Source organism: Mycobacterium sp. E136 (assembly GCF_001666865.1).
Classification (GTDB): domain Bacteria; phylum Actinomycetota; class Actinomycetes; order Mycobacteriales; family Mycobacteriaceae; genus Mycobacterium.
In genome coordinates this window covers 18,729-29,882 of the sequence record NZ_LZJE01000356.1, presented here as the reverse complement: position 1 = coordinate 29,882, position 11,154 = coordinate 18,729, and the positions used below count along the sequence as shown (strand labels likewise).

Annotated in this window: 14 protein-coding genes; 5 read left to right on the top strand and 9 right to left on the bottom strand. The window is 68.5% G+C overall.

Going from position 1 to position 11,154, the window contains the following annotated elements; genetic code table 11:
* Positions 1-32 precede the first annotated feature (32 nt).
* The 4 genes from aroC to A5698_RS24145 are packed head-to-tail and all read right to left on the bottom strand — an operon-like array spanning position 33 to position 2,764.
* The gene (gene aroC, locus A5698_RS24160) at positions 33-1,244 is read right to left on the bottom strand and encodes a chorismate synthase (RefSeq protein WP_068302178.1); all 1,212 of its coding nucleotides are present in this window, start codon (positions 1,242-1,244) and stop codon (positions 33-35) included.
* Between the two features lie 37 nt (positions 1,245-1,281).
* Positions 1,282-1,902, bottom strand: a complete 621-nt coding sequence (locus A5698_RS24155) for a TetR/AcrR family transcriptional regulator (RefSeq protein WP_068302171.1) — start codon at positions 1,900-1,902, stop codon at positions 1,282-1,284.
* Complete coding sequence (locus tag A5698_RS24150) at positions 1,899-2,384, bottom strand: DUF3237 domain-containing protein (RefSeq protein ID WP_068302169.1); 486 nt, start codon at positions 2,382-2,384, stop codon at positions 1,899-1,901. The genes A5698_RS24155 and A5698_RS24150 overlap by 4 nt, the downstream gene beginning before the upstream one ends.
* Positions 2,381-2,764: a nuclear transport factor 2 family protein gene (locus A5698_RS24145; protein WP_068302167.1), complete on the bottom strand. Its 384-nt coding sequence runs from the start codon at positions 2,762-2,764 to the stop codon at positions 2,381-2,383. The genes A5698_RS24150 and A5698_RS24145 overlap by 4 nt, the downstream gene beginning before the upstream one ends.
* Positions 2,765-2,905: 141 nt before the next feature.
* Between A5698_RS24145 and A5698_RS24140 the strand changes: the two genes are divergently transcribed.
* The 5 genes from A5698_RS24140 to A5698_RS24120 are packed head-to-tail and all read left to right on the top strand — an operon-like array spanning position 2,906 to position 5,279.
* Complete coding sequence (locus tag A5698_RS24140; RefSeq protein WP_068302163.1) at positions 2,906-3,448, top strand: DUF1097 domain-containing protein; 543 nt, start codon at positions 2,906-2,908, stop codon at positions 3,446-3,448.
* Positions 3,448-4,182, top strand: coding sequence for a nitrile hydratase subunit beta (nthB, locus tag A5698_RS24135; protein WP_068302161.1), 735 nt, complete (start codon positions 3,448-3,450; stop codon positions 4,180-4,182). Before A5698_RS24140 ends, nthB begins: the two co-directional genes overlap by 1 nt.
* The gene (gene nthA, locus A5698_RS24130) at positions 4,179-4,799 is read left to right on the top strand and encodes a nitrile hydratase subunit alpha (protein ID WP_068302157.1); all 621 of its coding nucleotides are present in this window, start codon (positions 4,179-4,181) and stop codon (positions 4,797-4,799) included. Before nthB ends, nthA begins: the two co-directional genes overlap by 4 nt.
* Complete coding sequence (locus A5698_RS24125) at positions 4,796-5,086, top strand: nitrile hydratase accessory protein (RefSeq protein ID WP_068302152.1); 291 nt, start codon at positions 4,796-4,798, stop codon at positions 5,084-5,086. The genes nthA and A5698_RS24125 overlap by 4 nt, the downstream gene beginning before the upstream one ends.
* Positions 5,079-5,279, top strand: a complete 201-nt coding sequence (locus A5698_RS24120) for a CbtB domain-containing protein (RefSeq protein WP_068302148.1) — start codon at positions 5,079-5,081, stop codon at positions 5,277-5,279. The genes A5698_RS24125 and A5698_RS24120 overlap by 8 nt, the downstream gene beginning before the upstream one ends.
* Here A5698_RS24120 and A5698_RS24115 read toward each other — a convergent pair.
* Genes A5698_RS24115 through alaS form a run of 5 tightly spaced genes read right to left on the bottom strand, consistent with a single transcriptional unit; the run spans position 5,276 to position 11,072 of the window.
* Complete coding sequence (locus A5698_RS24115; RefSeq protein ID WP_286144618.1) at positions 5,276-5,704, bottom strand: prepilin peptidase; 429 nt, start codon at positions 5,702-5,704, stop codon at positions 5,276-5,278. The two genes, A5698_RS24120 and A5698_RS24115, sit on opposite strands and share 4 nt — an antisense overlap.
* Positions 5,705-5,714: 10 nt before the next feature.
* The gene (locus A5698_RS24110; protein ID WP_068302140.1) at positions 5,715-6,515 is read right to left on the bottom strand and encodes a shikimate dehydrogenase; all 801 of its coding nucleotides are present in this window, start codon (positions 6,513-6,515) and stop codon (positions 5,715-5,717) included.
* Entirely contained in the window at positions 6,512-7,753 is a 1,242-nt protein-coding gene (locus tag A5698_RS24105; RefSeq protein WP_068302137.1) for an endolytic transglycosylase MltG, read from the bottom strand. Before A5698_RS24105 ends, A5698_RS24110 begins: the two co-directional genes overlap by 4 nt.
* Positions 7,754-7,771: 18 nt before the next feature.
* Positions 7,772-8,344 carry a Holliday junction resolvase RuvX gene (gene ruvX, locus A5698_RS24100; protein ID WP_068302134.1) on the bottom strand — a complete coding sequence of 191 codons (573 nt, stop codon included), beginning with the start codon at positions 8,342-8,344 and terminating at the stop codon, positions 7,772-7,774.
* A gap of 4 nt (positions 8,345-8,348) precedes the next feature.
* The gene (gene alaS, locus A5698_RS24095; protein ID WP_068302131.1) at positions 8,349-11,072 is read right to left on the bottom strand and encodes an alanine--tRNA ligase; all 2,724 of its coding nucleotides are present in this window, start codon (positions 11,070-11,072) and stop codon (positions 8,349-8,351) included.
* Positions 11,073-11,154: the final 82 nt, after the last annotated feature.

Below are 11,154 nucleotides of genomic sequence, written 5' to 3'. Positions count from 1 at the left end.
GGGCAGCCCCACCAGCACTGCGCGCGGCGCCATCAGCCCGAAGCCTGGACCCGTTGCGTGGCGGGCTCGCGCGCGGCCACCGCCCGCAGATAGTTGTCGATGTTGGCGCGCGTCTCGGTCAACGAGTCGCCGCCGAACTTCTGCAGCGCCGCGCGCGCCAGCACCAGCGCCACCATGGTCTCCACCACCACGCCCGCGGCGGGTACCGCACACACGTCCGAGCGCTGATGGATCGCGACGGCCTCTTCGCCGGTGACCATGTCGACCGTGGCCAGCGCCCGCGGCACGGTGGAGATCGGTTTCATCGCGGCGCGCACCCGCAGCGGCTGGCCGTTGGTCATGCCGCCTTCGAGGCCGCCCGCACGGTTGGTCGAGCGCATGACGCCGTCCGGGCCGGGATACATCTCGTCGTGCGCGGCGCTGCCGCGGCGGCGTGCGGTCGTGAAGCCGTCGCCGATCTCGACGCCCTTGATGGCCTGGATGCCCATCACCGCCGCGGCGAGTTGGCTGTCGAGCCGGTTGTCGCCGCTGGTGAAGGAGCCCAGCCCGATCGGGAGGCCGTTGGCCACCACCTCGACGACGCCGCCGAGCGTGTCGCCGTCCTTCTTGGCCGCCTCGATCTCGTCGATCATCGACTTCTCGGCGTCCTTGTCGAACGCACGCACCGGGCTGGCGTCGATTGCGGCGAGGTCGCCGGCCTGCGGCGGCGGGCCGTCGTACGGATCGGACGCCCCGATGGAGATGACGTGGGACAACACCTCGACGCCCAGGGCCTCCTTGAGGAAAGCGCGGGCGATGGTGCCGGCGGCGACGCGGGCCGCGGTCTCGCGGGCGCTGGCGCGCTCGAGCACGGGGCGCGCGTCGTCGAAGCCGTACTTGAGCATGCCCGCGTAGTCGGCGTGGCCGGGGCGGGGGCGGGTCAGCGGCGCGTTACGCGCGCTCTCGGCCAGCTCGGCGGGATCGACCGGATCCGGGGCCATCACCGTCTCCCACTTGGGCCACTCGGTGTTGCCGATCTCGACCGCGATCGGGCCACCGAGCGTGACGCCGTGCCGAACGCCCGCCAGCATCGTGACCTGGTCTTGCTCGAACTTCATCCGGGCGCCGCGGCCGTACCCGAGACGTCGACGCGCCAGCTGCCCGGCGATGTCGTCCGAGGTGACGTGCACGCCCGCGACCATGCCTTCGACCACGGCCACCAGGGCGCGGCCGTGGGATTCACCAGCAGTGGTCCATCGCAACACGCGTCCCATCTTCCCACGTCGGCCGTCTGGCCCCGAATCAGCCGACGACCAGGCCCGCCAGAACCCGGCCGAGCTCGGCCGCGGCGTGGCGGTGCGCCGACCTCTGGTCCCCCGCACGCGCGACGATCATCGCGGCCTCGCAGAGGGCGCCGAACAGGAAATGCGCCAGCGGCCCGGGTGGGCGCTTGGCGATTCGGCCCGCTTCGACGGCGCGGGTGATGGCGAGCTCCATCATGTCGAGCAGCGGGGTCTCCAGGCGGCGCATCTCCTCCCAGCCGAGCGCGGTGAACCCGTCGAGCAGCACGATCCGCTGCACCCCGGGGTCGAGGCACTCGTCGAGGAAGGCCCGGCACCCGGCGCCGAACGCGTCCCACGGATCCTTCTTGCGCGCGTACGCACGCTGGTACGCCTCGGCCAGCGGCACCGCCATCCGCTCGACCTCGCGGGTGAACACGGCCTCGAACAGGCGGCGCTTTCCCTCGAAATGGTGATAGACCGCGCCCTTGGTCACCTGGGCCCGGGCCGCTACCGCGTCCAGCGAGGTCGCCTCGTACCCGTCATCGGCGAACAACGCGCGCGCGGCCTCGACGAGTGCGGCGGTCGTCGCCTCCGTCCGCTCCGCCTGGGTCCGCCTCGCGGCTCTCGCGCTCTGGTTCACAGCACTCGGTAGACGCGGTAGTCGACGTGGTTGGGCGAGAGAATGTTGTAGCCCACCGCGACGACGCCGCCGAGCCACGCGTACCGCTCGTCGGACGTGGCGAACCTCGGCGTGGTACGCACGTAGGTCTCGTCGAAGTCGAGCACCTCTCCTCGCGCCAACCGGTCGAGGCCGTCGGCGGGGACCTTGATGACGCCCGCGCTCTCGACGTGGATGAGCACGCCGTCGTGCGTACGCAGCGTGACGCGGACGTCGACCCGGCCGTACCCGTCGTCACCGACCAACAGCCAGTCGCCGCCGCCCGGCAGCAGCTCACCGCGAAGCCGCGGTCCGTCGACCGTGCCCCCGGTCGCTATGAACGTCATCCGCGTGCCCGTGGTGGTCGGGATCGGTTGCGCCGGAAGCAGATCGACGTGCATGTCGAACAGGTGCTCCACGGGCAGGGCCGCCACGAGCGGCAATTGGTCGATCGCCGCGGTCACGAGCGGCCCCCGATCGCGGCCATCATCTGTGCGGAGTCGATGAACGAGTCCTTGCGGGCGACCAGGCCCTCGGGTGACACCACGACCACGTCGAGGCAGTCGAATCGGACGTCGCCATCGATCAACACCCAGTCGAGCACCCAATGGGCGTCGCCGTAGAGCACCCGGTTGATCTCGAACGCGAAGTCCGGGAACTGTTGGAAGACACCCGCGAACGCGTCTCGCGCGGCATCGCGACCGACGGCGGGCTCGGCGTCCAGGTGGGTCCAGAACCGCGTGTCGGTGGTGTGCAGGTCGGCGATCGCGTCGGGGTCGCGGGCGGCCCACGCAGCGAAGTACCGCTCGGAAAGGGCCTTCAGGTCATGAGAGTTATTTTGCATACTCGCAGTATGTACTAACATACTCTGGGTATGCAATAGCCAGTCGCCGAGTGGGCGCTCATGCCGCGGCGGTGTCCGACGTTGTCATGAATCAAACATGGCCGTCACACCGCGGAAACACTTCGGCCTCAGAGTCTCTCCATGGATTCAAGATCGGCATTGACGCTGAGCATCGGTATGCTCGGCGGACTCGCGGTGGCGCTCACCGCGGAAGTGATCACGGTCCCGATCTGGGTGGTCTTCCTGACGTGGGCCTCGTTCTTCTTCGTCGGTGGCGGAGTCGGCGGCTGGGTGCGGTCGCTGACGAGCAATCTGGCCGGCGTCGTGATCGCGTCGGCCAGCCTGTATGCCGGACATCTGTTGGGCGGCAGCCTGTTGGCGATCGCGGTCGCCGTCGGCATCGGCAGCGCGGTGATGGTGCAGGCGTCCTGGGTTCCGCTGCTGTCGACGACACCGGCGGTGGTGGTCGGGTTCGCGAGCACCGTCTCCACGGTGGCCGGTACGGGCAATGCGATCACCGTGACGTCGATATCGCATCCGGGCCTCGTCGCGGCGATGGCGTGCGTGCTGGGGGCGTCGTTCGGACTGTTGTCCGAATTCGTCGCGAAGGTGTTGACCCGCGAGACCGACCCGGCCAAGGCGAGTCCGGAGAGTTCCCCGACCACGAAAGGCAGCCCCGCGTAATGAAACTGCAGCACTATCTCGGTGGCCTCGAGGGGCTGCCGGAACCGCTCGATTTCGAGAAGCGCGTGTTCGTCGAAGAGTGGGAGAAACGCATCTTCGGAATCCACGTCGCGATGATGGGGCTGTCGAACCACCTCGGTTCGGCACTTCCGCAGTACCCCATCGACCAAGTGCCCACCGCGTTCAAGGACGAGTGGACGTGGGCCGATCTGCGTACCGGCGCCGAGGCGATGAACCCGTTCGACTACTTCAAGTTCCGCTATTACGAGAAGTGGCTCGGCGGCATCACACAGTTCTTCATCGACAAGGGTTATGTGACCGAGAACGAATTGGCCGCGCGCAAGGAGGAATTGGCGACCGAGAGCGCCACCGCGGTCGATCCGGTGCCGGAGATCGACGACCAGGTCGTCGATTATCTGCGCAGGGGTGACAGCCCCCGCCGCGACGTCGCACATCCGAAGTTCGCCGTCGGCGACTCCGTGCGGATCACCAACGTGCCCGCTGCCGCGCATACCCGCCTGCCGGGTTACCTCCGCGGCCGCGTGGGCACCGTGGAACGCATCTTCGAGGGCGACTACGCCTATTTCACGCACACCGGCGACGGCATCGGGGATCCGATGCCGATCTACATCGTCGCGTTCGATCCGCAGGAGCTGTTCGGCGAGCGCGCCGAGGGCGGCCCGCTGACGATCTACGCCGAGTTGTTCGAGGCCTACCTGGAAGGAGCCCGATGAGCGAACAGTTCCACTACCCCGACGACCGCGAGGCGTCCAGCGCCGCGAAAGTCGCTGCGCTGGAGTCGCTGTTGATCGAGAAGGGTGTGATCACCAATCAGACGGTCGACAAGGTGCTGTCGTACTTCGAATCGGAGATGACACCGCTCAACGGCCGCAAGATCGTCGTGAAAGCCTGGACCGACCCGGATTTCGCGGCCCGCGTCGTGGTCGACACGCCCGCTGCGATCGCGGAGCTGGACCTGCCCGAGGGCATGGCCGGTGCCGAGGGTGAGCACCTGCAGGCGGTCGCCAACTCCCCCGGCGTGCACAATCTCGTCATCTGCACGCTGTGCTCGTGTTTCCCCTGGCCGGTGCTCGGTCTGCCGCCGTACTGGTACAAGGATCCGGTGTTCCGCGCCCGCGCGGCGCGCGAGCCGCGCAAGGTTCTCGCCGAGATCGGTGTCCAGCTGCCCGAGGACACCGAGATCAAGGTCTGGGACAGCAGCGGGCACTCCCGCTGGTTCGTGATTCCCGAACGGCCGTCCGGCACCGAGCAATTCACCGACGAGGAGTTGATGGAACTGGTCACGACCGAATCCATGATGGGCGTCGCACTGGCGGGACCGGTCTCATGAGCCTGCACGAGACCTGCACCACCGACCAGGCCGCCCCGCAGTTCGATCACGACTGGCAGCGCCGCGCCTTCGGCCTGGCGCTGGCGTTGTCGGAGTTCCGCCACTTCGACTGGAGCGACTTCCAGCAGAGCCTGATCGAGACGATCGGTCGGTGGGAGGACACACCGCAGGCCGAGCGAGGCGACTGGGAGTACTACGACCACTGGGTCAGCGCCCTGGAGAAGGTGATTCACGATCACCATCTGCTGACCGCGCCCGCCCGGATGACCGGAGACAGCCATGACTGACGCGACCGCCGCCCGGGTCGAAGCCCGCGGACTGGTTGCGACGGCGTGGCTGACCGGGACGGCGTTCATGGCGTTGCTGATGCTGTATCTCGTCGGCCTCGACCAGGGCGCGACGTCGATCTTCGGATCCGACACCCACATTCACGAGTTCGTGCACGACGCCCGCCACCTGCTCGGGTTCCCCTGCCACTAGATCACCACGAGCGCGGTCGCCGCGGCCGCGGCCAGGCACATCGACAGTCCATGCGGTACAGGGTTATTCGATCGGCACAGCATGGCGCCAACGGCCCACGCCCCCGTTACCAGCGGGGCGCCGAGCGCGGAGAGCGTCCACGCGTCGACACCGAACGAACCGGTCAACGCGCCGATGCCGATCGCGAGCTTGACATCACCGGCGCCCATCGCCGTGGGGGCCAAGAGATGCACCGCCAGGTAGACGGCGAACAAGACCAGGGCACCCGTCACGGCCACCAACCCACGGCCCACGACAAGCGCGAAAATCAGGATCGCGAGTGCGCCCGGCAGTGTCAGCCAGTTCGGCAGCCGACGCTGTCGGATGTCGAATGCGCTCAACGCCATCAGCCACGCCAGCACTGCGGCGCAGGCCACTCCCCCCACCTACGAAAGGCTAACCGGGATCCAGCGCCGCCCTCATCGCATCTTTGGGCGCTGGCATTCCGGTGAATTGCTCGACCTGGGCGTACGCCTGGTTCAACAGCATCTGCAGTCCGCTGATCACCCGGCCGCCCGCATCCTGCACCGCGGCGGCCAACGGTGTCGGCCACGGGTCGTAGATGGCGTCGAGCAGCACCGGGATCCGCGCGAAGACCGATGCGTAGACCGCGGCCGCGTCGGCGGGAATGGTGTTGACCATCAGGTCCGCGTCGGCGACCGTCGCGCCGATCTCGGCGCCGTCGATGTCGCACCACCGGCCGTCGGCGCCCAGCCGCGTCGCCAGGTCCACCAGCGGTGCGGCCTTGTCCGGATTGCGGGCGGCGACGGTGATGCGCTGCACTCCGAGTTCGGCCAGCCCGACCACCACCGCGGGCGCCGTACCGCCGGAGCCGACCACGATGCCGTGGGTCACCGCAACGCCCTCCAGAGCACCCGTCACGCCGTCGATGTCGGTGTTGTCGGCGCGCCACCCGGTCTCGATGCGCACGAGCGTGTTGGCCGAACCGACGAGTTCCGCACGGGTGGTGCGTTCCTCGGCCACCGCGAGCGCCGCGAACTTGCCCGGCATCGTCACCGATACGCCCACCCACTCCGGGCCGAAACCGGTGACCAGCCCGGGCAGCTGCTCGGCCGTGCACTCGATGCGCTCGTAAGTCCAATCGTCCAGGCCGAGCGCCCGATACGCCGCCAGGTGTAGCTGCGGAGACCGGGAATGGGCGATCGGCGATCCGAGCACCGCCGCCTTACGGCTCACCGTGCGGAGTCGAGCACACCGTTGCGCCGGGCGAGCTCGATGTTCGCGAGATGCTGTTGATAATCCCGGGTGAACAGCGTCGTCCCCTTCATGTCGATGGTGACGAAGTACAACCAGTCGCCCGGCGCCGGATCCTCGGCGGCGGCCAGCGCGGCCGTGCTCGGCGAGCAGATCGGGGTCGCCGGAAGCCCGGGCCGCACATAGGTGTTCCAGTCGTTGTGCTGGGCCCGGTCGGCGTCGGTGGTTGCCACCTCGATGCGGTCGAGCGGATAGTTCACCGTGGAATCGAACTCGAGCGTGCGGTTCTCGGCCAATCGGTTGTAAATGACCCGCGCCACCTTCGAGAAGTCCTCGGGCGTCGACTCGCGCTGTACCAGCGAGCCGACCGTCAGGATCTGATACGGCGACATGTCCATGGCGGCGGCCGTCTCGAGCAGGCCGCCGTTGGCGTATTGCGCTGCGCTGGTGGAGACCAGGTTGGCCAGGATCTCCTGCGGCTGCGCGGACGGGTCGATGTTCCACGTCCCCGCCGCGATCAACCCCTCGAGCCGGCGGTGGTCGTCCCCCATCGCCTCGACGGGGCCGACCGCCCAGTCGGCGACTCCCAGCGACGCCGGTGTCGCCTTTGCGGCCACGTTCTTCAACGCATCCGCGGACACGCAATGCCGCTGGCCGTCGAGGTCCACACACGTCGCCCTCGAGATCAGGGTGAGGATGCCTTCGGTGACGGCGTTGGTCTTCACGTCGCGCACATCGTCGAGCTGGCGGCCCTCGGGGATCGTCAGCTTACCGACGCGGTTCTTCGGATCCGACAGCCGCTCAACGGCATTGGCGGCCGGGATCTCGGTGCGCAGCTTGTAGTAGCCCGGCTGGATCGCCGAGATCGCGTCGTTGCCGTCGGCCGCGTCGACGAACGCGCTGGCGGTCGCGACGATGTTGTGCTCCTTGAGCGTCTTGCCGATCGCAGTGGTGGAGTCACCGTCGTGCACCTGGATCACGACGTCGGTGACGCCGCTGCCGGTGAAGTCGTTACCGCCGAACAGCGAATGCCACATCTTGGAGCCGAGGAACACCGCGCCGATCACGACCATGATGAGCAGGCCGACGGCCAGACCACCGGCCAGCCGGCGCTTGCGCCGGCTGCGCGCCGCCCGGATCCGCTCCGCGCGCGTCATCCGGCGCCGCGGTGGACCGACGGCCACCGGTTCGGCCCGCTCGCGGCCCCATTGGTTAGTCATTCCCGACCTCTTCGTTGGTTAGTCATCACTGTGCGCGGCGACGTGCTCATCCGCTCCTCGCGTGCGCGCCGCGGTACGCCGCTGGTCCAACCAGTTCTGCAGAATGCCCACCGCCGCCGCTTGATCGATGACCGACCGCTGCCCCTTGGCGCGGACACCGGCATCGCGCAGCGAGCGCTGAGCCACCACCGTAGTGAGTCGTTCGTCGGCGAGGCGCACGGGTGTCGGTGCGATCCGCGCGGCGAGAGCGTCGGCAAGCGCGACGGCGTCCGAAGCCGAGGACCCCGAGCGCTCGGCGAGCGTGCGCGGTAGCCCCACGATGACCTCCACCGCGTCGAGGTCGGCAGCCAACGCCGCGAGTCGCCGGATGTGCCGGTTCGTGCGGTCGCGCCGCACGGTCTCGACCGGGGTGGCGAGGATGCCGTCGGGGTCGCTGGCGGCCACGCCGATGCGCACACTGCCGACGTCGATGCCCATCCGGCGGCCGCGTCCCGGGTCCGGCGGGTTCAGTGAATCCCCTGGCCGATCCGACAGACGATCGCCTGATGCTGCCGGCGCACGCGGATCGTCTCCCGTCGGTGTGGAATTCACGCCGCTAGCCCCGGTCGATCTCTGCTCGCAGTGCGGCCAGCGCTGCGTCGATTCCCGCTGCCCCCTTGCCGGAACCCTGTGCCAGATCGGCCTTTCCGCCACCACGGCCGTTGACCACCGCGCCCAACGTCTTCACCAGATCGTTGGCGTTGAAGCCCAGATCCTGCGCGGCCGGGTTGACCGCGACCACGAACGGGACGCTGTCGTTGTCCCCCTCGGCGATCAACGCGACGACGGCGGGATCACTGCCGAGCTTGCCACGGATGTCACCGACGAGGGTGCGCAGGTCACCGGCCGACATCCCTCCGGCCATCCGCTGCGCCACGAGACGGACCTTACCGACAAGCTCTGCACCCGCGGCGGCATTCGCTGCCGCGGCGCGGGCGTTGGCCAGACGCAGCCGATCGAGTTCCTTCTCAGCGGCGCGCAGCCGCTCCACCAGGTTCGCCACCCGCGCCGGCACCTCCTCCGACGGCACCTTCAACGTCGAGGCGAGCCCGGCCATCAACGCCCGCTCCTTGGCCAGGTGGCGGAACGACTCAAGGCCGACGTACGCCTCGACCCGGCGCACCCCGGAGCCCACCGACGACTCGCCGAGAATGGTGACCGGACCGATCTGCGCGGAGTTGTGCACGTGGGTGCCGCCGCACAGCTCCAGCGAGAACGGGCCGCCGATCTCGACCACGCGGACCTGCTCGGGATACTGCTCGCCGAACAGCGCGATGGCGCCCATCGACTTGGCCTTCTCCAGCTCGGTGGTGAACGTGTGGACCTCGAAGTCGGCTTCGACCGCCTCGTTGGTCACCTCTTCGATCTGGGTGCGCTGACCTTCGGAGAGCGCGCCCTGCCAGTTGAAGTCGAATCGAAGATAGCCGGGGCGGTTCAGCGAACCCGCCTGAACCGCGTTGGGCCCCAACACCTGCCGCAGCGCGGCGTGCACCATGTGCGTACCCGAGTGCCCCTGGGTGGCGCCGTGGCGCCACTTCGGGTCGACCGCGGCGACGACCGTGTCGCCCTCGACGAATTCGCCGGACTCCACGTTGACGCGGTGCGACCACAGGGTTTTCGCGATCTTCTGCACGTCGGTGACCGCCGCCTTGGCCGCCGTTGACGCACCCGATCCGCTGATCGTGCCCTCGTCGGCGATCTGGCCGCCGGACTCGGCGTAGAACGGCGTGCGGTCGAGGATCAACTCGATGCGGTCGGGAGGCGGGCCCCCACCGGCGGCCGAGCCGCCGAAACCGGCACCGTTGTGCGAAACGACGGGCACGCGCTTGCCGTCGACGAAGATACCGAGAATCCTTGCCTCGGAAGTCAACTCGTCGAACCCGGTGAACTCGGTCGGACCCGAGTCGACCAGGTCGCGGTAGGCCGACAGGTCCGAGTGCGCCTGCTTGCGCGCCGCAGCGTCGGCCTTGGCGCGCTGCCGCTGTTCGGCCATCAGGCCGCGGAAGCCCTCCTCGTCGACGGACAGCCCGTGCTCGGCCGCCATCTCCAGCGTGAGCTCGATCGGGAAGCCGTAGGTGTCGTGCAGCGTGAAGGCGTCCGAGCCGGACAGCACGGTCGCGCCCTTGGCCTTCGTCGCGGTGGCCGCCTCGTCGAACAGGCGCGAACCGGAGGCAAGCGTCCGGTTGAACGCGGTCTCCTCGGCAACGGCGATCCGCTCGATGCGGTCGAAGTCGGCCACCAGTTCGGGGTAGGACGGCCCCATCGCGTCGCGCACGGTGCCCATCAGATCGGCCATGATCGGCTGTTCCACGCCCAGCAGTTTCGCGGCGCGGATGATCCGGCGCAGCAGGCGGCGCAGCACGTATCCGCGGCCCTCGTTGCCCGGGCTCACGCCGTCGCCGATGATGATGGCTGCCGTCCGGCTGTGGTCGGCGATGATGCGGTAGCGAACGTCGTCGGTGTGGTTGCCGTGCCCGTAGCCGCGGGGTGCGCGCGCAGCCACCAGGTCGATGGCCGGACGCAACAGGTCGGTCTCGTAGACGTTGTCGACGCCCTGCAGCAGGCAGGCGACGCGCTCGACACCCATGCCGGTGTCGATGTTCTTCCGCGGCAGCGGTCCGAGGATCTCGAAGTCCTCCTTCGAGGTGCCCTCGCCGCGCTCGTTCTGCATGAACACGAGATTCCAGATCTCGATGTAGCGGTCCTCATTGGCGACGGGGCCACCCTCGACGCCGTACTCGGGCCCGCGGTCGTAGTAGATCTCCGAGGACGGCCCGCAGGGTCCGGGGATGCCCATCGACCAGTAGTTGTCGGCCATCCCGCGACGCTGGATCCGCTCGGGCGGCAACCCGGCGACCTGCTGCCAGAGCTCCATCGCCTCGTCGTCGTCGAGGTAGACCGTCGCCCACAGGCGTTCCGGGTCGAGGCCGTATCCGCCCTGGTCGACCGGGTCGGTCAGCAGCGTCCAGGCGAACTCGATGGCGCCCTTCTTGAAGTAGTCGCCGAAGGAGAAGTTGCCCGCCATCTGGAAGAAGGTGTTGTGCCGGGTGGTGATGCCCACCTCGTCGATGTCGGGCGTGCGGATGCACTTCTGGATGCTGGTGGCCCGCTTCCACGGCGGGGTCTGCTGCCCGAGGAAGTAGGGCACGAACTGCACCATGCCGGCGTTGACGAACAGCAGGTTCGGGTCGTCGAGTATCACCGAGGCGCTCGGCACCTCGGTGTGGCCCGCGTTCACGAAGTGATCGAGGAAACGCTTCCTGATCTCGTGTGTCTGCACGTCTGATACATCCTTGAAGTTTCGCTGGTACCTGCGACTATTCGACCGCACTACAGTACCGGTCGCGGTTGTCACGCCGAAA